This is a genomic window from Pseudarthrobacter sp. SSS035, from assembly GCF_023273875.1.
Classification (GTDB): domain Bacteria; phylum Actinomycetota; class Actinomycetes; order Actinomycetales; family Micrococcaceae; genus Arthrobacter.
The window spans coordinates 3,173,602-3,197,108 of the sequence record NZ_CP096882.1 but is presented as its reverse complement, the minus strand read 5'-3'; the positions used below and the strand labels follow the sequence as shown (position 1 = coordinate 3,197,108).

Here is a 23,507-nt window from a genome sequence, read left to right as displayed (position 1 = left end):
CATGACTACCACCGACGACGGACCCGCCACCTTCGAAGTGACCGATCTGCCTGCCGATCCCGGGCCACGTCGCCCGGCCACTGAGCTTCCGCAGCTGCCCAACACTCCGGGCGCCCCGGACGAAGTCCGGGTACGGCTTGGCGTTGGGCGCAACCACGTCCTGTCGATGGCCGGCGCGGCCGCCGGCGGGCTGGCCATGGGACTCTTGCTGACCGTTGCCCTGGGACTGATCCCCCTGGGCTGGCTGTTCATCGTCTCCTACCTATGGTTCCTGCTGTTGTACACCGCCCTGACACACCTGCGGCAGCCGGCCCCGGCAGTCCGCAACGGACTGGTGACGGTCCTGCTCAGCTCGGCGGGCGCCGCCGTCGCCGGCACCCTTGGCCTGGTGGTCATGTTCACGTTCGCCCGCGGCCAGGAAGCGCTGTTCCACCTCAACTTCTTCACCACCGACATGACCGGCGCCGGGCCCCTGTCCGGCCTGGACCAGGGCGGCGTGCTGCATGCCCTGGTGGGAACGCTGGAACAGATCGGCATCGCCCTGGCCATCACCATTCCGCTGGGAATGACGACGGCGGTATTCCTCAACGAGGTGGGCGGGCGCCTGGCCCGCATCGTGCGCACAGTCGTGGAAGCAATGACGGCGTTGCCGTCCGTTGTGGCGGGCCTGTTCATCTACGCGGCGGTGGTTATGGCCATCACGCATCAGACCAATGGTTTTGCCGCTTCGCTGGCCATCACCGTCCTGATGCTGCCGATCATGATCCGTTCGGCCGACGTCGTCCTCCGGCTGGTGCCCGGAAACCTGCGCGAGGCAGGCCTGGCCCTGGGCGCCGGCCAATGGCGCGTGGTGTGGCACATTGTGCTGCCCACAGTCCGCTCCGGCCTGACCACCGGCGTCATCCTGGCCACTGCCCACGGCATCGGGGAGACCGCCCCGGTCCTGCTGACGTCCGGCTTTACCGGCGTGATGAATGCCAATCCGTTCTCGGGTCCGCAGACACCGCTTCCGCTGGCTGCCCTGGACTACGTCCGCTCCCCGGTGCCGGAGATGGTGGCTCGCGGCTTCGCCACCGCGGCGTTCCTGCTGTTCGTGGTCCTGGTGTTGTTCATCATCGCCCGCATCATCGGCGGCCAGGACGCCGGCAAGCAGACACAGGCCCAGGCACGGCGCGCGGCCGCCAGGTCCCGGCGCGACCTGCCCCGCATTGAACGCAACCACGCCCAACTGCTGGCGAGCCTGGGCGCAGCACCTACCGACAACATGCAGGAGAAACCATGATCCGCCCCCTTTCCAAGCGACGGACCGTTCCGGCGGTCCTGGGAATCCTGCTGTCACTCGGTATGGTGCTGGCTGGCCTGGCGCCTGCCCAGGCGGCCAACTACCTGCGCATCGGCGGCTCCGGATCTTCCTGGGCGGGCAACGCGCTGCAGGACTGGATTGCACGGGTCGGCGCCCAGGGCGTGACCGTGGACTACGAGAACAAGGGTTCCTCCACGGGGCGCAAGGAATTCGCCGACCAGATGAAGCAGTTCGCCGTCTCGGAAATCCCCTACACCGGGGACACCGCCGACCCGCGCGACAACAGCATGCCCGGCTTCGCCTACGGCATGCTGCCCGTGGTGGCCGGCGGTACCGCCTTTATGTACAACCTGAAGGCCGGCAGCTCACGGATGACCAGCCTCAAACTCTCGCAGCCGGCCATCGCCAAGATCTTCACCGGCCAGGTCACCCGCTGGAACGATCCGATCATCACCGCCGACAACCCCAGCGTTGCCCTGCCGGACGCCACCATCAACGTGGTGGTCCGCTCCGACGGCTCCGGCGCCACGGCCCAGTTCACGCTCTGGCTGCTGCGCCAGTACCCTGCCGACTACGCCAAGCTGTGCGCCGTCACCGGCTGCGATCCGCAGCACGCCACGTCCTTCTACCCCACCCAGGGGCTCAAGAACTTCGTCGCCCAGAACGGGTCCCAGGGCGTCACCACGTACTCTGCGAACAACCAGTTCACCATCAACTACGACGAGTACTCCTACGCCCAGGGCATCGGCTTCCCGGTGGCACAGGTCAAGAACGCTGCCGGCTTCTACACGCTGCCCACGGAGCACGCCGTGGCGGTGGCGCTGACCCAGGCGAGCATCAACCAGGACAAGGGGTCCGCGAACTACCTGTCCCAGGACCTCTCCAAGGTGTACGGCTACAAGGACCCCCGCACGTATCCCATGTCGGCGTACTCGTACATGATCGTCCCGACCCAGGCCACCAATGCCCTGAACCCGGCGCAGGGAGCCACCCTGGGCTTCTTCGCGAACTACGCCCTGTGCGAGGGCCAGCGCCCCATGGGCCAACTCGGATACTCGCCGCTGCCCATGAACCTGGTCCTCGCCGGGATGGAACAGATCCGCAAGATACCGGGCGTGGACCAGGACACCATCCGCAAGATGGACCAGACCCGCGACAGTGTGTCCGGCGGTTCGGCGCCCGCCTGCAACAACCCCACGTTCAAGCCGGGCGACTCACCTTCGGCCAACCAACTCGTGCGGAGCGCACCGTTCGACAAGGCCTGCGACGCTGCCTGCCAGGTACCCTGGCGCGGTGCCGACGCAGCCGTCAACCAGGGCCCGGCAGGGGCCCCGGCCGCAGCAGGAGCCGAAGTTCCGGCTGGCACCGCCGAAGTGACTGACCTGGCCGACGCCGGAGCGGCCGCCGTCGATCCGGCCAGCGAAGCGGCAGCCTGTGACCCCGACAGCGGCACCTGCACAGCCGTTGCGGCCGGGACCGCCGTCGGCGTCGCCGGGCCGCTGACGCCCGTCACCACCACGCTGGCGTCCAGCCGCGGCTGGGGCCAACCGCAGAACCTCCTGCTGATCATCGGCGGCCTCGTGGGCCTTCTGGTCCTCGTCCCGCCACTGACCGCCGGCGCCCTGGCCAGGCGTGCGGGGAGCAAGCGCGGCACAAAACCATGACCGCGACACTCACCGGCCGGCGCCAGACCGGCCCCAGTTTCCTGCACCGCGGCGCGCTCGCGTGGCTCCGCCGTACGGCACGGAACAGGCGCCGGGCCACCCCCGTCAGGCTCCCGCCGTCGCCCACGAACAAGGCGATTTCGCTGGGTCTGGCGATGGTCTCGGTGATCCTCTTCGGCCAGATCATCAACATTGTGATCATCTCGCACGTGCAGCACGCCACCACACAGACCCGGCTGTTTGAAGAGCTCCGGACCGGCCTGGCGGAAGGCTCCGCACCCCTCGGCCAGACTGACCACACGGGCGCGCTGGTGGCCCCGGGAACACCGCTGGCCCTGCTTTCGATTCCCGCCCTAAACCTCCAGGAAACGGTAGTGGAGGGAACCACGTCCCGGGAACTGATGGACGGCGTCGGCCACCGGCGGGACACTCCCCTGCCAGGCCAGAGCGGCACCAGCGTCCTGATGGGCAGGGCCGCCGCCTACGGTGGCCCTATGGGCCAGCTGACCCGCCTCGCACCGGGCGAGCGGTTTACGGTGACCACCGGGCTGGGCGTGGCCGAGTTCGAGGTGACCGGCCACCGCCGCGCCGGCGACCCTGGCCCGTCCATCCCCACCGGCGACGAAGGGCGCCTGACCCTGACCACCGCCGCCGGCGCCGCCTTCCTTCCCGACGGCGTGCTGCGGGTCGACGCCAAGCTGGTGTCCAGGGCTTTCCCGAAGGCCACACCGGTCCTGTATCCGGCATCCCTGGAGGCCGCCGAGCTGCCCCTGGGATCTGACACCTCGGACCTGGTGGGACTCCTGGTGTGCCTGGAACTGCTGATCCTGGCCGCCATGGCCGCCGTCTGGTCGTGGTACCGCTGGGGTCAACGCGAGACCTGGCTGGTGTTCCTGCCGATGCTGGGCGCGCTGTCAGTCCTGACCGGTACGCAGGTCAGCCTCCTGCTGCCCAACCTGCTTTAGTGAAAATCTCCACAGAAGGAACCCTGATGACCACGCAATCATCCTCCGGCCACGCACTGGCCGTGTTCGATCCGCCCGAGGGCGAGGGCTTCCCGGACCCGTTCGCCGGGAGCGAGGCGGCCGAGCTCGACGCCAGGGCGGTCAGCGCCTGGTTCGGCGAGCGCAAGGTCCTGGACCGTGTCTCGCTGACCATGGAAGCGGGACAGGTCACGGCCCTGATCGGCCCTTCGGGCTGCGGCAAGTCCACGTTCCTGCGGATCCTCAACCGGATGCACGAAATGGTGCCAACCGCGTCGCTGGCGGGGCAGGTGCTGCTTGACGGGGCCGACATCTACGATCCGGGCCGGCGCGTGACCCTGGCGCGCCGCAACATCGGCATGGTCTTCCAGAAAGCCAACCCCTTCCCGGCCATGTCCATCTACGAAAATACCGTCGCCGGCCTGAAGCTCGCGGGCATCAAGGCCAGCCGGCTGGAGAAGGACTTCCTGGTGGAGGATTCACTCCGCAAGGCATCCCTGTGGGACGAAGTCAAGGACCGGCTGCACCAGCCGGGCGGCGGACTGTCAGGCGGCCAGCAGCAGCGGCTGTGCATCGCCCGATCCCTGGCGGTTTCCCCCCGTGTACTGCTGATGGACGAGCCATGCTCCGCCCTGGACCCAACGTCCACCCGCCGCGTCGAGGAGACCATCGCGTCGCTGCGCGGACTTGTCACGATCGTCATCGTCACCCACAACATGCAGCAGGCCGCGCGTATCTCGGACACGTGTGCCTTCTTCCTGGCGGCACACAACGCGCCCGGGGCGATCGTTGAGCACGGCCCCACTGACGCCATGTTCCAGTACCCGCAGGACCAGCGCACCAGCGACTACGTCAACGGACGCTTCGGGTAAATGCGACGGGCCCCCAAATCCGCCGCCCGCAGGCGCCGCCGCTTTCGTAACCTTGCCGCCGTCGGTCTGACCGGGCTGGGCCTTGCCGTGGTGCTGGTGTACGGAATCCCGCTCCTGACGGGGGCCCAGCCGCTCCTGGCAGTCCCCGGGCAGGCCACGGAATCTGCGCCGCAACGGCCGGACTCCGCCGCCACGCCAGGCGCCGGCGCCGGCGCCGGCGCCCCGCTGGTGGTGGAGACGCCGGCAGAGGCTGAGGCGGTGGCCGGCCGGGAACTGGCCCGGACTCCTGCGGGGCCAGGCCAGCCGGTGCGGGTGCAAGTGCCGCGGCTCGGCATGGACATCCCCGTGTTGCCGATGGCCCTCCCGGCCGACCGCCGGGTCAACCCGCCGTCCAATGGATTCGCGTACTGGATCAGCGACTACGGACCGGCCGGCGCCGGGGCCACCAACACCACGTACCTGGCCGCCCACTCCTGGAACCTCGGCTACTCGGCATTCAACGGTCTGATGGACATCCAGGCCGGCACGGGCCGGGCACAGCCGGGCGACGCGGTGCTGGTCACCACGCCGCAGGGCGTCACGAGATACACGGTCACGGGGGCGGCCGGCTATGCGAAGACCAGTCTCGGGCAGCGGGATGACCTGTGGGCTGCCGTGCCCGGGCGGCTGGTGCTGGTGACGTGCTTCCAGCTGAACGACGCCGGCGCCACCGAGAACTACGTTGTGTACGCCGAGCAAACGGGCTGAGCAGGCGGCAACAACCGGCAGCAACGACGGGCCTCAGCCGCCCTGGCGCAGCGGCACCACGTCGCCTTCCCGGTACAGCAGGGCCCGGAGCTCGGCTTCCGCGGAGTCCAGGCGTTTGGGGTCGATGGTCTCCCCCGCGGCAAAGTGGTCCAGCAGCCGGGGATCAACATAGCTTTTCCGGGCGATCGACGGCGTGTTCCCCAGCACCGCAGCAGCCTCCAGCATGGCCACGCTGATGGCGCCCTTCCGCGCGGCAACGGTCGGTTGCGGGCCACTGCGCGCCAGGCTGACGGCGGCCGCCACCGTCCCGTGCAGCGTGCGGAAGTCCTTGGCGGTGAAGTCCAGGCCCGTCCGCTCCTTGACGTAGGCATTGATGTCCGCGCTGGTGACCGGCCGCCAGGTCCGGCCCTCCTTGAACGCCAGGAGCCTGGCATTTCCACCGCGGCGCTTAAGCGTCCGCACCAGGGCGGCCAGGTCGGCGTCGTAAATTTCCGACTCCCAGTCCTTGCCGCTCTTGGCCGGGAACTTCAGCTCCAGGCACTCCTTCCGGACGTGGACATGCGCACACAGGAGCGTGGCCAGGCCGCGGCTGCCGTTCTCGTTGGTGTAGCGCTCGGAACCCACGCGCAGGGACCCGCTGTCCAGCATCCGGAAGGCCGCCGCCAGGACGCGTTCACGGCCGGGACCGTCGCTGCGCAGGTCCAGGGTGACCAGCCGGCGGGCGGTGGGCAGCGACTCGGCCAGCTGCAGGGCGCGGCTGAACTTCACGCGGTCTTTCCGTTCGCGCCAGGCGGGGTGGTAGATGTACTGCCGCCGGCCCACCGCATCGAGGCCGGTCGCCTGGATGTGCCCGTTGTCGAACGGCGCAATCCAGACGTCGGTCCAGGCCGGCGGGATGCCGATGCTTTCCAGCCGGTCCCGGACCGGCCCCGGCGGCAGCGTGGAGCCGTCCAGGTCCCGGTAGCTGAACCCCGTCCCGGCGGGCACTCGACGGTAGCCGCGGCCGTTCGCGTTGCTGCGGCGGAGCCTCACGGGACGGCAACCTGCGGGGTCTTCGGTTCCATGAAGGAAAGCGTACTGACTCTTGACTGGAATACGCGTCCAGCACCTGGTGTTAATGGTTAGGTGCCTACTCCCCCTGAAACTACTGCCTTACCCACAACCGCCGTTACCGCGCCAGCAGGCCCCAAGGCTGTGGACAAGGAGACGACGGCGGGAGTCCTGTTCGGTTTCGGCGCGTACGGGTTGTGGGGGCTGCTCCCCCTGTACTTCTTCGCGCTGATGCCCGCCGGTGCGGTGGAGATCGTGGCCAACCGGGTGGTGTGGTCGCTGATTTTCTGCGTCCTCCTGATCACGGTCACCCGGTCCTGGCGTGCACTGGCCGCAGCGTTCCGCGACCGTTCGGTGTTCGGCACCCTCGCCATCGCCGCGGCCCTCATTGCGGTGAACTGGCTGACATATACCTACGGCGTCACCACCGGCCAGGCCGTCGAAGCCGCACTGGGCTACTTCATCAACCCCTTGGTCTCGGTCCTCCTGGGTGTGTTCGTCCTCAAGGAGAAGCTGCGTCCCCTCCAGTGGGCCGCCGTCGGAATCGGTTTTGTAGCGGTGGGCGTGCTCACGGTGAGCTACGGCAAACTGCCGTGGATCGCCCTGACCCTGGCCTTCAGCTTCGGGCTGTACGGGTTCGTGAAGAAACGCGTTGGGCCGAAGGCGGACGCGGTGACCAGCCTCAGCGTGGAGACCATGGTGCTGGCACCGATCGCGGCGGCCACCATGGTGTTCCTCGGCGTCAGCGGCTCGGCCACCCTGGCCAGCCAGGGCCCCGGACACTTCTGGCTCCTGGTGGCCTCCGGCGTGATCACCGCGGTGCCGCTGCTGTTCTTCGGCGCGTCGGCCCGCCGGCTGCCCATGACCACCATCGGGCTGCTGCAGTACGTTGCCCCGCTCCTGCAGTTCATCGTGGCCTTGGTGGTGTTCCAGGAAGCCATGACCACCAGCCGCTGGATCGGCTTCGGTGTGGTGTGGCTGGCCCTGCTGGTGCTGACTGTCGATATGCTGCGGATGGCAGGCAAGAAATCGAGGGCAAGGAAGCGCGCCCGCACCTCATAAACGAGCACCTTAAAAACCAAGCGCGAACTGGCAGCTAATGACGTCAAATCCGGGATTTGAGGTCATTAACTGCCAGTTCGCGCTGTGCTGTGTGGCGGCGTCCTAGGCGTTGGCCTTGATGGCCGCGGCCAGGACGTCCAGGCCGTCGTTCAGCAGGTCGTCGGTGATGACCAGCGGGGGCAGCAGGCGGATGACGTTGCCGTAAGTGCCGCAGGTAAGGATGATGACACCCTCCTTGAGACAGGCAGCGGCCACGGCCTTGGTCAGCTCAGGGTTCGGTTCCTTGGAACCGGCCTGGACCAGTTCGATGGCCAGCATGGCGCCGCGTCCGCGGATGTCGCCGATCACGGGCTTTCCGGCGCCGGCCAGTTCCGTCTGCAGTTCCTGCAGGCGGCCGGTGGCGAGCGCTTCGATGTGGCGGGCGCGGCCGGCGAGGTTGTATTCCTCCATGGAGCCAATCGCGGCCAGTGCGGCAGCGCACGCCACCGGGTTGCCGCCGTAGGTGCCGCCAAGGCCGCCCGGGTGGACGGCGTCGAGCAGGTCCGCGCGGCCGGTGATCGCGGACAGCGGCATGCCGCCCGCGATGCCCTTGGCCATGGTGATGATGTCCGGGACAACGTCCTCGTGGTTGACGGCGAACCATTCGCCGGTGCGGCAGAAACCGGACTGGACCTCGTCGGCGATGAACACCACGCCGTTCGTCTTGGCCCAGGCGGCCAGTGCCGGCAGGAAGCCCTCGGCGGGGACAATGAAGCCGCCCTCGCCTTGGATGGGTTCGATGATGATCGCGGCAACCTGGTCGCCGCCGATCTGCTTCTCGATCATGGTGATGGCGCGCTTGGCGGCCTCGGCACCGGTGATCGAGGGGTTCTCCTCGCGGTACGGGTAGCTCATGGGCATGCGGTAGACCTCGGGCGCAAACGGGCCGAAGTTGGTCTTGTACGGCATGGCCTTCGCGGTCAGCGCCATGGTCAGGTTGGTGCGGCCGTGGTAAGCGTGGTCAAAGGCGACGACGGCGTCACGCCCGGTGGCGAGGCGTGCCACCTTGACGGCGTTCTCCACTGCCTCGGCGCCGGAGTTGAACAGCACGGTCCGCTTCTCGTGGTCGCCCGGGGTCAGGCGGTTGAGCTGCTCCGCGAGTGCCACGTAGCTTTCGTACGGGGTGACCATAAAGCAGGTGTGCGTGAAGTGCTCCACGGCTTCCTTCACGGCTCCGACGACGGCGGGATCGGACGCGCCGACGCTGGTCACCGCGATGCCCGAGCCGAGGTCGATGAAGGAGTTGCCGTCGACGTCGTGGATGATGCCGCCGTCGGCGTCCGCAACGTAGACCGGAACGGCGGAGGCGACACCCGCGGCGACCACTGCCTTGCGGCGCTCGGTCAGGGCGATGGACTTGGGGCCCGGGAAGTCAGCCTGGACACGGCGCTTCTGTTCCAGGCGGAAGGTGATTTCACTTGCTGTGGTGCTCATGGGAGGGCCTTTCTTGAAAGCGTGGCGGGGTCTCGGTGATTGAGCTTGTCGAAATCTGGTTTCGACAAGCTCAACCACCGACAGGAGTGTATTTAAGCGTCGAGAGCGCTCATGACGTGCTTGATGCGGGTGTAGTCCTCGACGCCGTACATGGAGAGGTCCTTGCCGTAGCCGGACTGCTTGAAGCCGCCGTGCGGCATTTCGGCCGTCAGGAGGATGTGCGTGTTGATCCACACCGCGCCGAAGTCCAGGTCGCGGCTCATCCGCATGGCGGTGCCGTGGTCGGATGTCCAGACGCTGGAGGCGAGGGCGTATTCGACGTCGTTCGCCAGCTCGAGCGCCTCCGCCTCGGAGGAGAACTTCTGCACCGTGATGACCGGGCCGAAGGTTTCCTGCTGGACGACGTCGTCCGTCTGCTTGGCGCCGGTGACGATGGTGGGTTCGAAGAAGAAGCCCTTGTCCCCGGCGCGGTGGCCACCGGTGACAACCTTGCAGTTTTCCGGCAGGTGCTCCACCACGGAGGTGACGGCGTTGAAGTGGTTCACGTTGTTCAGCGGGCCGAAGTAGTTGTCTTCGTCGTTCTGCGAGCCGGTGTGCAGGGTCTTGGTGTGCTCCACCATGGCCGCCACGACGTCGTCGTGGACTGAATCCTCCACCAGCACGCGCGTGATGGCGGTGCAGTCCTGGCCGGCGTTGAAGAAGGCGAACTCGGCGATTGCCGCGGCACTCTTCTTGATGTCGGCGTCCTTGAACACGATGGCCGGGGCCTTGCCGCCGAGCTCCAGGTGGGCGCGCTTGAGGCCCTTCGCCGCTCCGGAGGCCACGGCGATGCCGGCCCTGACGGAACCCGTGATGGAGACCAGGCCGGGGACCCGGTGTTCCACCATCATGGCGCCGGTTTCGCCGGTTCCCAGCACCACGTTCAGCACGCCGGCAGGCAGGATGTCGCCGGCCAGGCGGGCCAGCACCAGGGTGGATTCGGGGGTGGTGTCGGAAGGCTTGAGGACCACGGTGTTGCCGGCCGCGAGCGCCGGGCCGATCTTCCAGATGGCCATCAGGAACGGGTAGTTCCAGGGCGCAACCTGGGCCACAACACCGATGGGTTCGCGGCGTACGTAGGAGGTGTGGCCTTCGAAGTACTCGCCCGCGGACTTGCCTTCCAGGATGCGTGCGGCACCGGCGAAGAAGCGGAGCTGGTCGGCGCCGGCGGCAATTTCCTCGGAGGCAATCAGGGAGCGGACCTGCCCGGTGTTGCGGTGCTGGGCCTCCACAAGTTCGTCGCTGTTGGCTTCAACGGCGTCCGCGAGCTTGAGCAGCATCAGCTGGCGCTGCCCGGGGGTGACGTGCTTCCAGGTCTTGAAAGCGTCCTTGGCCGCGGTCATAGCGGCGTCGACGTCGGCCTGGACGGAGACGGGAGACTGCGCCACTACCTCGCCGTTGGTGGGATTGACGATGTCCAGCAGAGCGGTGCCCGCGGGCGTGACGAACTCACCATTGATGAAGTTCTGCAAGGTATGAACCACGGTGTACAACCTCTTTCATAGGGAACATCAGCTGCGAAGCGGATGGTTGCGACTGCCTTGAGCCTATGCCAGCACCTTCCCCCCGGGGAATAGCCACCTGCACACCCTTGGCCGCAATGTTTAGTGCGGTTGACCAGCGTCCGTCTATCCTTGGACCATGGCCATTTCCCTCGCCACCCTGCTCGGCGTGCACTCCCTCCACCTGTCCAATGCAGGCCTTGCCGAGACCACCTGGCACGAGGACATCAACTGGGTTGCCGTCACGGAACTGGAGGACCCGCAGCGTTTCCTCAGCGGCGGCGAACTGGTGCTCACCACCGGCATGCGCCTGCGGTCCGCGCCCGAGCAGCGGCGCTTCGTCCGGCAGGTCCAGCGTGCCGGAGCCGTGGGCATTGGTTTCGGGACAGGTCTGACGCACGACACCGTCCCGCCGGCCCTGATTGCCGAGGCCAACCGCTGGGGGCTGCCGATCGTCCAGGTGCCTTACGAGACTCCGTTCATTGCCATCGGCAAGCTGGTGGCGGAAGCGCAGGCCGCTGATCATGTCTCCAAGCTGGAGCGCCTGATCGCGGGCCACCAGATCCTGGCCCGCGCCCTGCTCACCGGCGGTGGCCTCACCCAGCTCCTGAAGCATCTGGGCGGGATGCTGCGGACTGAGATTGCCCTCACCCAGTTCACCGCCCACCTGTACAACAGCGGCGCCGAACTCCCCTCCGCTGACACGTGGGCGTCCTACCCCATCCCCACCGGCCGCCGCGATGCCTGCACGCTGTGGGTCCGCCAGCCGTTCGAGGATTCGGGCATCATCGGCTACGCCCAGAACCTGATCAGCGTGGAGCTGAACAACATGGTCAAGCAGCGCCAGGCCCAGCGTGCCCTGTGCGGCCAGGTGCTGGAGGACGTCATCCACGGGGCCCTGGAGACCAGCGAGGCCCAACGCCGGCTCGCCGGTGTGGGCCTGAACAGCACACGCAAAAACGTGGTGCTGCTGGCGGTGTCCGCCGCCCATCACAAGGCCCTGGTGAGCACCTCGGTGCCGCAGCCGCTGGAGAAGGCGGTGGCCGCCGTCGTCGGGAAGGACCTGGTGGTGGTAATTAACGACGACGGCGGCGCGGCACCTGCGCTGGCCAGGCGTCTCAGCGACCACCTGGCTGAGGCCGGGATCCACGCCACGATCGGCATCGGCGGCGCGTACACCAAGCCGAACGGCCTGCGCTGGAGCTACTTCGAGGCCCGCGACGCGGCCAGCCACGGGCTCCCGGTGAACGAGCCGGAACGCCTGAGCCTGACCTCCCTGCTGCTGGCCAGCGAAGACGTTCCCCTGGCCGACATGGCCCACGAGTCGCTGAACCCGCTGCGCGCGTTCGACGCCGCCCACGGCGCGGAACTGGTGACCACCCTGGAAAGCTACCTGAACAACAACGGTTCCGTGGCCGCCGTCGCCGAAGCCCTGACACTGCACCGGAACACCGTGAGGTACCGGCTGGCGCAGATCACCGAGCTGACCGGCTACGATCCTTCGGTCACGGCGGACCGTGTGCAGCTGTGGCTGGCGCTCGCCGTGTCGCGGCTCGGGGCGCGGCAGGCCAGATAAGCCAGGCCAGGTAAGCCAGGCAGGCCCATCCGGATTCCGAACAGGTCCGAATACTCCTATGACACCTTCGTGGTGCGTGGAAACTATTTGGCTACCTAACTGGAGATGAACGTGAATAAGACCTTCAAGACCGCAACCCGGATCGCCGCAGGATCAGCACTGGCACTCTCTGCCTTCGCCGTGAGCTCCCTGCCTGCCCATGCCGCCGGGAACGAACCCACTTTCGGACCGCTGGTTGACGGCGGCGTGGTCAACGGCCCCGTCGTCGATGGCCCCCTGGTGGACATGAGCGACACCGGCCCGTTCCAGTTCGGCCAGTTCCAGTAATCCTCAGCTGACAATCCTGTCCTGATCCTCCCGCAGGCCGGCCGCGACGGCCGGCCTGCGGGAGCCCCTTTTATGCCCCGCCCCGCCATGCGGGTCCATTTGGCGTGCCCGGATGTTCCCGTCCGGATGCTTTGGCGTGCCCGGATACCTTTCCCTGCAGCAGAAACCCGAGAAGGAACATGTCCCCGAACTCCTTGAACTCCCCCACCCACGACGCCGAGGCAAGGCTGGAACTGACCCCGGCCCAGCGCGGCATCTGGTACGCCCAGCAGCTGGCACCGGAGAACCCGATGTTCCAGATCGGGCAGTTCATTGAAATCCTCGGACCATTGGACGTGGAGGTGCTGGCCGACGCGCTGCACCAGGCGGTATCCGAAACCGACGCCCTCAACATGGCCTTCGCCGAGGATGACCGCGGGCCGTTCCAGTACCCCCAGCGCAAAGCGGCGGCACTGGACATCACCGATCTGGGCAAGGCCAACGATCCGGAGGCCGAGGCCAGGTCGCTGATGGACTCCGATCTGGGTCTTCCCCGCAACGCCGCCACGGATGAGCTGCTGCACACCGAGCTGATCAGGCTCTCTGCGGAACGCCATTTCTTCTACCAGCGGGTGCACCACCTAATGCTGGACGGCTACTCGGCCGTGCTGGTCCTCAAGCGCGTGGCCGGGCTCTACAACGAACTGCTGGACGCACAACCGGACAGCGCACGGCTGGCCGGTCCCGGTTCCGGTACCGGTACCGGTACCACTGACAGCGAGCCCCGCTTCGGGCCGCTGGATGAACTCCTCGCCGCCGAAGGCAGCTACCCGGAATCCTCCGCCGCCGCGGCAGACCGCACCTATTGGGACGCGCATCTGGCCGATGCCACGCCAGCGGCCGGGCTGGCCGGCAGGCCCGACGCCGCCGCCACGTCACTGGTGCGCGCCAGGCGGGCGTTGCCCGCGTCAGCCGCTGCCGCCCTGGCGTCGGCAGCCGGCAGCGCACCCGCGTTGGTCCTCACCGCGGCGGCACTTTACCTGCACCGGATCACCGGCGAACGCGACGTTTCCGTGGCCCTGCCGGTGACCGCGCGACGCGGCAAACTGGCCAAGTCCACGCCGTCCATGCTGTCCAACATCGTGCCCGTCCGGCTGGGCGTGGATCCCGGAGCGACGGTGCGGGGAACCATCGAGGCAGTCGGCGCAACGTTGCGCCGCGCCCTCGTCCACCAGCGCTTCCGCTATGAAGACCTTGGCTCCCAGGGCGGCTACCTTGGCCCGTCGGTGAATATCCTGCCGGTCCTTGACGAGATCAGCTTCGGCGCCGCCCGGGGCACCATGAATATCCTCTCCACTGGCCCCATCGATGACCTTTCGATCGTTATCCACGGGCTGGGCGCCAGCGCCGGCGCAACCCAGGCGACCGTCCAGTTCGAAGGCAACGCCGCCCTCTACGGCACCCGCCGGCTCGAGGACCACCTGGACCGGTTTATCCGGCTCCTGGAGCACGTGGCCACCCAGCCTGACGCCCGGCTGGCCGATCTGGCCGTGACCACCGAGTCGGAGGAACGCGCGCTGCTGGCCGCCGGGGAAGCGGCTGACCTGGCCCTGCCGCGGCACACCATCGTGGAGGAGTTCCAGCTCAACGCCGCAGTGGACGGCGCCCGGACCGCCGTCGTGGCTCCCGACGGCGAGCTCAGCTTCGCCGAACTGGAGGCGCATTCCAACCAGCTCGCCAGGTTCCTCCGCGGCCACGGCGCGGGCCCGGGAAGCACCGTTGCGGTCCGGCTGGACCGCGGTGTCCTGCTGCCGGTCGCCATCATAGCGATCCTGAAGTCAGGTGCCGCGTACCTTCCGCTGGACCCGGACTACCCGGCCGGCCGGGTTGAGGGAATGCTCGACGACGCCGCCCCGGTCCGCCTGCTGACCACCTCCGCATTCGTCGGAGAAGGCTCCAGCCACGAGGAGCTCAGCACCGACGTGCCCGTCACTGTCCTGGACTCGGCCCTGATGGCCGCCTGTCTGGACGGCAAGGACGCCTCCGCGGTTGCCCAAACCGCGGGCCAGCAGGACCTTGCCTACGTGATCTTCACGTCCGGTTCCACCGGGCGGCCCAAGGGCGTCGGCGTCGAACACCTCGCCTTGCTGAACCTCTACACCTCCCAACGGGACAGCATCTTCCTCCCGGCGGAAGCGCGGCTGGGCCGGAAACTGCGGGTGGCGCACACCGCCGGGCTGTCCTTCGACGCCTCGTGGGACCCCATCCTGTGGCTCATCGCCGGGCACGAACTCCACCTCGTGGACAACCAGACCCGCCGCGATCCCGAAGCGCTCAGCAGCTACCTGGCCGGCACCGGCATCGACTCGATCGAAACCACGCCGTCCTTCGCCAAGGTGCTGCTGGCCGGCGGCCTGTTCGACCAGGACATCCACCCGTCAGTGGTGGCCCTCGGCGGCGAGGCCGTCGATGCCCCGCTTTGGAGCGCCCTGGCCGAGAAGGACGGGGTGGTGGCCTACAACTTCTATGGCCCCACCGAGACCACCGTGGATTCGCTCACCGCCGTGATGGAGCCCGGCACCGAACCAACCCTGGGCGGCTCGGTCAACAACAGCCGCCACTACATCCTGGACTCGGGCCTGAACCCCGTGCCCGTCAGCGCCGTCGGCGAACTGTACGTCGCCGGCGTCAACCTGGCCCGCGGCTACCTCGACCAGCCCGGCCTCAGCTCCGAACGTTTTGTGGCCGACCCGTTCGCGCTGGACGGTTCGCGCATGTACCGGACGGGCGACGTCGTCCGCCGCCTCCCGAACGGCACCCTTGAGTTCCGGGGGCGCATGGATGCCCAGGTCAAGATCCGCGGTTTCCGCATCGAGCTCGCCGAAATCGAGGAGGTCCTCCGCGCCCTGGACGGCGTAGAACACGCGGCCGTGGCGGTGAGCAAGAACCGCGCCGGCTACGACCAGCTGCTGGGTTACGTCACCGCGGGCAACCCCGACAAGTCACTGGACGCGGTGGAACTCCGCAAGCAGGCGCGCCGGCAGCTGCCGGACTACATGGTGCCTGCGGCGATCCAGCAGATCCCGGCAATCCCGCTGACGCCGAACGGCAAACTGGACACGCGCGCACTGCCCGCCCCGGCCCAGGAAGCCGCCGCCACCGAACCGCGGAACCGCCGTGAGCGGATCGTGGCCGACGCCTTCAGGGAAGTCCTGGGGCTCCAGGCCGTGGGGCTAGACGATGACTTCTTTGACCTCGGCGGGCACTCATTGCTGGCCACCCGGCTCGTGGCGCTCCTGCGGGACAGGACAGGTGTGGCACCGGCGCTCCGCACCGTGTTTGAAAAGCCCACGGTGGCGGCGCTGGCTGAATCGCTTGAGCTGGGCGCCGGAAACGCCCATCCGCTCGAACCGGCGGAACGCCCGGCCGTGGTGCCGCTGTCTTTCGCCCAGCGGCGCCTGTGGTTCCTGAACCGGTTCGACCCCGAATCCGGTGCCTACAACATCCCGGTGGTGCTGGACCTCAAGGGTTCCCTGGATGTGACGGCGCTGGAAGCAGCCATCGGCCGCGTGGCCGGGCGCCACGAGACCCTGCGGACCATCTTCCCGCTGGTGGACGGCGAACCCGCGCAGCAGATCCTGCCCGCCGGCGCCCGCCCGCCCGCAATACTGGCCGTGCAGTGCACCGCGGATAGCCTGGCCGGCGCCCTCGAGGCGGAAACCAACCGCGGCTTTGACCTCAGCCGCGAACTGCCGCTGCGCGCTGTCCTGTTCCAGCTGGCCCCGGACCACCACGTGCTGGCCATTACCCTGCACCATATTGCCGCCGATGGCTGGTCCCTTGCCCCGCTGGCACGGGACCTTTCCGAGGCCTACAACGGCCTGGCCTCCGGCAAGGACATCCCAACAGCTCCCCTGCCGGTCCAATACGCCGACTACACCCTCTGGCAGCGCGCCGAGCTGGGCAGCGAGGATGACCCGGAGAGTGCCATCTCCCGGCAGCTCGACTTCTGGACCCGCGAACTGCGCGGCGCCCCCGAGGAACTCCGGCTCCCGTTCGACTACAGCCGCGGCGCACTCGGCGCAACAGGGCCGGCGTCGTCCGTTCCCCTGGCCATCCCGCCGGAAACCAGCACCCGGCTGAACGCCCTGGCCCGGCAGCACAACGCCAGCCTCTTTATGGTCCTGCAGGCAGCGCTCGCGGCCCTGCTCACGAAGTCCGGCGCCGGTGACGACATCCCGCTAGGCACGCCCGTGGCCGGCCGGACGGACACCCAGCTCAACGACCTGGTGGGCTTCTTCGTCAACACCCTGGTACTGCGAACGAACACCTCCGGCAACCCCACGGCCGCCGAGCTGGTGGAGAGCGTCCGGTACACCAACCTGCACGCCTACGCCAACCAGGATGCGCCCTTTGAACGCGTGGTGGAGGAACTCAACCCGGCCCGTTCCCAGCACCGCCACCCGCTCTTCCAGGTCATGCTCACCCTGCAGAACACCGCCGCAGCCGGACTCGCCATGGACGGGCCGGAGGCCACCGCTGACCTCAGCCAGGAGCCCGGCGGGGCCAAGTTCGACCTGCTCCTGGACCTTGCCGAACTCCTGGACCTTGCCGAAACAGAAGGATCCTCGGCAATCCGCGGCTCCCTCGCCTACAACCCGGCACTGTTCACCCGTGCCACGGCCGAGCAGCTGGTGGAAGGCTACCTTGCCGTCGTCGAGCAGTTCGCAGCGGACCCCGGCATCACGCTGGACCGCCTCCGGATCCAGTCGCCCGGCAAGCAGCAAATCGCCGTGGAGCAGAGCCTCCGCACCATCGTCAAGGCCCCCGGCTCGGAGGCCGAGCAGCCTGGGACCGTGGTCGATGCGTTCTTTGCCACGGCGGCACGGACGCCCAGGGCGTCGGCGCTCATCGATGCGTCAGGGCCGGACCACGGCATCAGCTTCGGCGAGCTCCACAGCCTGGTGGCCTCCGCTGCCAAGGGGCTCGTGGCCTCGGGGGTGGAACCGGGCGACCGTGTTGCCGTCCTGCTGCCCCGCACCGCCGACGTTGTGGTTGCGGCCCTGGCCGTCCTGGCCGCCGGGGCCGTCTACATTCCGGTGGACCTGAGCTATCCGGCGGAACGGATCGGCATGATCCTGGCCGACGGCGCCCCGGCAGTGGTGATCGCCGCGCCTGACAGCCGGGGCGCCGGAGCCGCGGGAACGGACGCAGGGCCGGACGCCTTTGGTTCCGGCGGGCGGCGGACCTTCAGCATGCAGATGCTGCACGACGCCGGCAGGGACGTCCCGGACGCGGCGCTTGAACAGCTGCTCCCGGCAGCAACGGACCTGGCCTACGTGCTCTACACATCGGGCTCAACCGGGCGCCCCAAGGGCGTGGCCGTGGAGCACAGCGCCCTCGCCAACCTCTACTTCCACCATCACCGCACGCTGTACACCCCGCGGTTCAGGGCGGCAGGCGCTGGCCCGGTGTCCGTGGCGCACATCGCCGGCCTGGGCTTCGACGCCGCCTGGGACCCGATGCTCTGGCTGGTGGCCGGGGCGGAACTCCACGTGGTGGCGGACGAGGTCCGCAGCGATGCGGAAGCGCTGAGCGGCTACTGCCGCGAGCACGCCATCGACGTCCTGGAGACAACCCCGTCCTACGCCGCCCAGCTCCTCCAGAGCGGCCTGCTCGACGCCGGACGGGACCAGCCTCTGCTGCTCGCCCTCGGCGGCGAAGCGGTCCCGGCGGAGCTCTGGACCCTGCTCGCGTCCACGCCACAGGTGGAAGCCCACAACTTCTACGGCCCCACCGAGTTCACCGTGGATTCCCTCACGGCAAGGGTCATCGGAGACGCACCCAGCATCGGCCGCGGCATCGCCAATACGGATACGTTTGTGCTGGACCAGTACCTGGCACTGGTTCCGGCCGGCATCCCCGGTGAGCTGTACCTCGCCGGACCTGGCATGGCACGCGGCTACGACCAGCGCCTCGCCGAAACCGCGTCCCGCTTTGTGGCCAATCCGTTCGCGGCCGACGGCAGCCGGATGTACCGCACCGGGGACCTGGTCCGGCGCGCCCCCGACGGCTCGCTGGAGTTCCTCTCACGCACGGACGAGCAGGTCAAAATCCGCGGGTTCCGGATCGAACTCGGCGAGATTGAAGCCGTGCTTTCCGCGCACCCCGGCGTTGAGCGGGCCGTTGCCCTTCCCGACGGCGAACCGGCCCACCGCGTGGTGGCCTACTACACGGGAACCACAGCTCCCGAGGACCTCCGACGCCTGGCCGCGGACAGGTTGCCGGACTACATGGTCCCGGCCGTCCTGATGCAGATCCCCGCGATGCCGCTGACGCCGCACGGCAAGCTGGACCGCAGGGCCCTTCCCGCCCCGGTCGCCTCCGGCAGCGGCCTGGGCATCGCGCCGGCCACCGTTGACGAGCGCACCATGTGCGGGATCTTCGCCGAAATCCTGGGCGTGGAGAACGTCTCCATGGCGGACGACTTCTTCGTCCTGGGCGGCCACTCCCTGCTGGCCATCTCCATGATGGGCCGGATCAGGGCTGAATTCGGCACTGAGTTGCCGCTGCGCACCCTCTTTGACGAGCCCACCCCTGCGGGGCTGCTCGGTGCCGTGCGCGGGCCGGTACGGACCGCAGCTTCCACGCGGTCCGCCGGGTCCGCCGCATCCGGGGCATCCGGGGCATCCGCAGCATCTGTCGCAACGGAGAGCGGCCTCGAAAAGCAGGACCTGCCCACTCCCCTCCCGGACTGGCTGGTCGGCCCCGACGCCGTCCGTCCCGGCCGCCTGGAACTGTCCTATGCCCAGTCCCGGATGTGGTTCCTGAACCAGCTGGATCCGGGCTCCGCCGACTACAACATCTCGCTGGCGGTCCGCCTGTCCGGTGAGCTTAACGATCCGGCCCTGGCCGCCGCCGTCGAGTCCTTGTTCCAGCGGCACGAAGTCCTCCGGACCGTCTACCCGGCGACCGGCGGCGTTCCGGAGCAACTCATCCTGGACCCGGAAACGAACACCGCCGGCATGGGCCTCGCCGTCAGCACCGCGGCCTCGGACCACGAAGTCCGGCAGCTCCTGCGGGACGACGCCGAACGCGGCTTTGATGTCCGCACCGACCTGCCGCTGCGTGCCCGGCTGATCCGGGTCGGGCCCGACGGCGGTGCGCCCAACGGCGGTCCGTCCCAGTGGGTCCTGCACCTGGTGATGCACCACATCGCCAGCGACGGAGCCTCCCTGGCCCCGCTGGCACGTGACCTCACTACCGCATACGAGGCCGCGCTCGGCACGGGTCCCGTGGCTGGCAACGGTCCGGCGGTTGGCACGGGTCCGGCGGCCGGACCTGCCCCGCTTCCCCTGCAGTACGCGGACTTCAGCACCTGGCAGCGCCAGCAGCTCGACGGTACAGCCCTCGCATCCAGGCTGGAACACAGGCGGCGCACGCTGGCCGGGATCCCGGCCGAGCTCACGCTGCCCGCGGACAACCGCCGCCCCCGCGAATCGCGCCAACCCGGCGCACAGCTGGGGTTCCGGATCAGTTCCGCCAGCGTCACGGCCCTCAACACCCTGGCCTCGGCGTCGAACGCTTCCCTCTTTATGGCGCTCCACGCCGGACTCGCCTCCTTCCTGCACCGCACCGGCGCCGGCGACGATCTGGTAATCGGCTCCCCCACCGCCGGCAGGACGGATCCTGCCCTGGCCCAGCTTGTGGGGTTCTTCGTGAACACCCTGCCGCTGCGGGTCACTGCCGCCGGGGATCCCAGCCTCCGGACCATGCTCGGCCGGTCGAGGGAGAGCATCCTTGATGCCTTCGACCACGACGACGTCCCCTTCGAACGGCTCGTCGAGGCCGTGAACCCGGAGCGGGAACTCGGCCGGCACCCCCTGTTCCAGACCATGCTCACGGTGGACAACGAGGCGCCGCCCGTCCCGCAGCTGCCGGGCGTCACCGTGACCCCGGAACCGGAGACCGCGTCCGGGGAGGCCAAGTTCGATCTGGCCTTCACCTTCCGGCCCGAGGACGACGGCGGCCTGGCCGCCACCGTTGACTACAACGCCGCCATGTTCAGCACCGAAACGGCCCAACGGCTTGTGGAAGACTTCGGCCGGCTGCTTTACCTCGCGTCCATGTCCCCCGACGTCCCTGTTTCCGCGCTCCCACTGGTCGGGGAAGCGGAAGCGGCCCTCCTCATGGCCGCCACCGCCGGGTCCCGCTCGGACTCTGCCACTGCGGCTGCGTTGTGGGACGACGAACCCGGAATCCTGGCTGCCTTCGCCGCAACTGTCAGGGCCACGCCCGACGCCACCGCGCTGGTCGCCGCGGGTGCGGACGGTCCAGGAAAAGAGCCCGACGGCGGGACCTTGAGTTTCGCGGGCCTGGCCGCATCGGCGACCCGGATCGCCGTCGGGCTTGCAGCAGCGGGAGTCAGCCGCGGCGACGTAGTCTCCGTCATGCTGCCGCGCTCGCTGGGAACGGTGCAAAGCCTGCTGGGTGTCCTGTCCGCGGGGGCCGTCTACAACCCCATCGATACCGAATACCCGGACGATCGCGCCGGGGCCATCGTTGAGGATGCCGCACCGCAGGCAATCCTGACCACCGAGGCGCTGGCTGGCAGGGTGGCGGGGATCCTTGACGGCCTCACCGTCCGGCCCCGAGTCCTCCTCCTTGATGAGCTGGCCGCCGAAGGAGGGCACGGCGAGGTTCCGGTCCACCACCCCGACCCACGGGACCTGGCCTACGTGATTTTCACGTCGGGCTCCACGGGCCGCCCCAAGGGCGTGGAAGTCAGCCACGGCGCCTTGGCCGCGCTGCTCGCCTCCCACCGGGAGACGCTGCTGCGGGGAATTGGCCGCCGGCGCGTGGCCCACACCACGGGCGTCGGCTTCGACGCGTCCTGGGATCCGATTCTGTGGATGGTGGCGGGCCACGAGCTGTACGTCATCTCCGACGACACCCGCCGGGACTCCCGGCAGCTCGCCGGCTACTTCGCCAGGCACCGCATCAACGCCTGGGAAACCACCCCCGGCTACCTGCGCCAGCTCCTCACCGAGCCGGAGTTCGCGAGTCTCCTGGCCGGACACGCCGGCGGCGCGGATGCCTTCAGCCTGGCCCTCGGCGGGGAAGCGTTCGACGCCGGGCTCTGGGCAACCGTCGCGGCGCACCCGGGCGTCCGGGCCTGGAACCTGTACGGACCTACCGAGGCCGCCGTGGACACCGTGGTGGCGCGGGTGGGTGACACGGAGGCACCCGTCCTGGGCCTGCCCACCGCCGGAACACGGCTGTACGTCCTCGATGCCAGGCTGCAGCACACCCTGCCCGGCGCGGCCGGCGAGCTCTACGTTGCCGGCAGCCAGCTGGCCCGCGGCTACCGCGGCATGCCCGGACTGACCGCCGAAAGGTTCGTGGCCGACCCCTTCGCGGGCGGCGGCGACCGCATGTACCGCACCGGCGACGTGGTCTTCCGGCACGCCGACGGCCGGCTCGTTTTTGGCGGCCGCAACGATGACCAGCTGAAGATCCGCGGCTTCCGGGTGGAACCCGGAGAGGTGGAGAACGCACTGCGCAGCGCGCCCGGCGTCGGCGAGGCGGTGGTCCGCGCTGTCGGGAACAACGACGACGGCGGCCTCCGCCTGATTGCCTACGTGGTGCCGGCGGCCGGTGCGGAACCCGGCGGCGGTGCCCTGCCCGACGTCGTCCGCCACCACGTGCGGGGGCTGCTGCCGGACTACATGGTGCCCGCCGCCGTCGTGGTTATTCCTGACGTGCCGCTGACACCGCACGGCAAGGTGGACACCGCCGCGCTCCCGGATCCCGGCACCGCAACGCGAAGCGCGGGGCGGAGTCCGCGGACCCCGCGGGAAGCGGCCGTGGCCGGCATCTTCGCCGAGGTGCTGTCCCTGGACCGTGCCGGAGTGGACGAATCGTTCTTCGAGCTGGGCGGCCATTCATTCCTGGCGCAGCCGCTGGTTGCCAAGGTCAACGCCGCGCTGGGGACGGAACTGCAGGTCCAGTCGCTGTTCCGGGCCCCCACCGTGGAGGGGCTGCTCCTGGAGGCCTCGAAGGGGGCCGGAGAGAGCGCTGCGGACAGCCTCCGGCAGCTGCTGCCGCTGCGCACCACGGGAACCAAGCAGCCGCTTTTTGCCGTGCACCCGGCGTCCGGCATCAGCTGGGGCTATGCCTCGATGCTGGGCCGGCTGGATCCGGAACGCCCCCTGATCGGGCTGCAGATGCCCGGGATGGAGCCGGGCCGGACCCACCCGGTCCAGGCGGCGACGCTGACCGGGCTGGCCGATGACTACATCGCGCAGATCCGCTCCGTACAGCCCGCGGGCCCCTACCACCTGATGGGCTACTCGTTCGGCGGGTCCCTGGTCCACCGGCTTGCCACCAGGCTGCAGGAGCTCGGCGAGGAGGTGGCGTTCCTGGCCATCCTGGACGCTTTCCCCGGCCAGCAGGACAACGCCGACGTCGGGACAGGACCGGCGCTGTGGGCCAGCTATCTCGACGCGCAGGGCTACGATCTGTCCGGTGAGGACCTGCAGGCCCTCGACGCCGAACGCACCCAGGAAATCCTGCGCGAAAACCACAATCCGCTGGGCAACGTGCCGCTGGATTCGGTCGGGGCCATGGCGGGCAACTTCCCGGCGCTGGCCGGGCTGATCCGCCAGGATCTGCCCCAGGTGTTCGCTGGTGACCTGTTGTTCTTCCGTGCCACCGACGACGTGCCGGCAGGCACGCCCGGAAGCGCGGCGTGGGCGCCCTACATCACCGGGACCATCACCGATGTGGCTGTGGACACGCGCCATTCGGAGCTCTTAAGTGACCGGGCTCTCAGCACAATCATGCCCGCGTTGGCCATCCGGCTGGGCAGCGGAGCCGAATAACCAGTGATGCTCCTGTTACACAAGGGGAGCCCATCCACCCGACAGAA

The 23,507-nt window shown here is 68.7% G+C and carries 12 protein-coding genes; 9 read left to right on the top strand and 3 right to left on the bottom strand.

What is annotated here, in order from left to right; genetic code table 11:
* The first annotated feature begins 1 nt into the window (after position 1).
* From MUN23_RS14750 to MUN23_RS14730, 5 genes are read left to right on the top strand one after another with little or no spacing between them, the layout of a single operon-like run.
* Positions 2-1,282, top strand: a complete 1,281-nt coding sequence (locus MUN23_RS14750) for a PstA family ABC transporter permease (protein ID WP_248759385.1) — start codon at positions 2-4, stop codon at positions 1,280-1,282.
* Entirely contained in the window at positions 1,279-2,967 is a 1,689-nt protein-coding gene (locus MUN23_RS14745; RefSeq protein WP_248759384.1) for a substrate-binding domain-containing protein, read from the top strand. The genes MUN23_RS14750 and MUN23_RS14745 overlap by 4 nt, the downstream gene beginning before the upstream one ends.
* Positions 2,964-3,932 carry a sortase gene (locus MUN23_RS14740; RefSeq protein WP_248759380.1) on the top strand — a complete coding sequence of 323 codons (969 nt, stop codon included), beginning with the start codon at positions 2,964-2,966 and terminating at the stop codon, positions 3,930-3,932. The genes MUN23_RS14745 and MUN23_RS14740 overlap by 4 nt, the downstream gene beginning before the upstream one ends.
* A 26-nt stretch (positions 3,933-3,958) precedes the next feature.
* Positions 3,959-4,822 (top strand): phosphate ABC transporter ATP-binding protein, encoded by an 864-nt coding sequence (locus tag MUN23_RS14735; protein ID WP_248759379.1) that lies wholly within the window; start codon positions 3,959-3,961, stop codon positions 4,820-4,822.
* A complete protein-coding gene (locus tag MUN23_RS14730) occupies positions 4,823-5,569 on the top strand; it encodes a class F sortase (protein WP_248759378.1) in 747 nt (248 codons plus the stop codon). It begins immediately after the preceding gene.
* A gap of 33 nt (positions 5,570-5,602) precedes the next feature.
* Here the strand turns inward: MUN23_RS14730 and MUN23_RS14725 are convergent, their stop codons facing one another.
* Positions 5,603-6,601: a DNA topoisomerase IB gene (locus tag MUN23_RS14725; protein WP_248759377.1), complete on the bottom strand. Its 999-nt coding sequence runs from the start codon at positions 6,599-6,601 to the stop codon at positions 5,603-5,605.
* 93 nt (positions 6,602-6,694) lie between these two features.
* Between MUN23_RS14725 and rarD the strand changes: the two genes are divergently transcribed.
* Positions 6,695-7,681 (top strand): EamA family transporter RarD, encoded by a 987-nt coding sequence (rarD, locus tag MUN23_RS14720; RefSeq protein ID WP_248759376.1) that lies wholly within the window; start codon positions 6,695-6,697, stop codon positions 7,679-7,681.
* A 102-nt stretch (positions 7,682-7,783) separates the two neighbouring features.
* Here the strand turns inward: rarD and gabT are convergent, their stop codons facing one another.
* Positions 7,784-9,154 (bottom strand): 4-aminobutyrate--2-oxoglutarate transaminase, encoded by a 1,371-nt coding sequence (gene gabT / locus MUN23_RS14715; RefSeq protein ID WP_248759366.1) that lies wholly within the window; start codon positions 9,152-9,154, stop codon positions 7,784-7,786.
* 92 nt (positions 9,155-9,246) lie between these two features.
* Positions 9,247-10,677, bottom strand: a complete 1,431-nt coding sequence (locus MUN23_RS14710; RefSeq protein ID WP_248759364.1) for a gamma-aminobutyraldehyde dehydrogenase — start codon at positions 10,675-10,677, stop codon at positions 9,247-9,249.
* Between the two features lie 157 nt (positions 10,678-10,834).
* On the opposite strand from MUN23_RS14710, the gene MUN23_RS14705 reads away from it, so the two are divergent.
* From MUN23_RS14705 to MUN23_RS14695, 3 genes are all read left to right on the top strand, one after another.
* The gene (locus MUN23_RS14705) at positions 10,835-12,271 is read left to right on the top strand and encodes a PucR family transcriptional regulator (protein ID WP_248759362.1); all 1,437 of its coding nucleotides are present in this window, start codon (positions 10,835-10,837) and stop codon (positions 12,269-12,271) included.
* 111 nt (positions 12,272-12,382) lie between these two features.
* Positions 12,383-12,598 carry a hypothetical protein gene (locus MUN23_RS14700; RefSeq protein ID WP_248759360.1) on the top strand — a complete coding sequence of 72 codons (216 nt, stop codon included), beginning with the start codon at positions 12,383-12,385 and terminating at the stop codon, positions 12,596-12,598.
* A 179-nt stretch (positions 12,599-12,777) separates the two neighbouring features.
* Positions 12,778-23,460 (top strand): non-ribosomal peptide synthetase, encoded by a 10,683-nt coding sequence (locus MUN23_RS14695; protein ID WP_248759358.1) that lies wholly within the window; start codon positions 12,778-12,780, stop codon positions 23,458-23,460.
* The last annotated feature ends 47 nt before the right edge of the window (positions 23,461-23,507 follow it).

Coding starts and splice junctions, on each gene's coding strand:
- MUN23_RS14750 (WP_248759385.1), top strand. CDS start 2: ATGACTACCACCGACGACGGACCCGCCACCTTCGAAGTGACCGATCTG.
- MUN23_RS14745 (WP_248759384.1), top strand. CDS start 1,279: ATGATCCGCCCCCTTTCCAAGCGACGGACCGTTCCGGCGGTCCTGGGA.
- MUN23_RS14740 (WP_248759380.1), top strand. CDS start 2,964: ATGACCGCGACACTCACCGGCCGGCGCCAGACCGGCCCCAGTTTCCTG.
- MUN23_RS14735 (WP_248759379.1), top strand. CDS start 3,959: ATGACCACGCAATCATCCTCCGGCCACGCACTGGCCGTGTTCGATCCG.
- MUN23_RS14730 (WP_248759378.1), top strand. CDS start 4,823: ATGCGACGGGCCCCCAAATCCGCCGCCCGCAGGCGCCGCCGCTTTCGT.
- gabT (WP_248759366.1), bottom strand. CDS start 9,154: ATGAGCACCACAGCAAGTGAAATCACCTTCCGCCTGGAACAGAAGCGC.
- MUN23_RS14705 (WP_248759362.1), top strand. CDS start 10,835: ATGGCCATTTCCCTCGCCACCCTGCTCGGCGTGCACTCCCTCCACCTG.
- MUN23_RS14695 (WP_248759358.1), top strand. CDS start 12,778: ATGTCCCCGAACTCCTTGAACTCCCCCACCCACGACGCCGAGGCAAGG.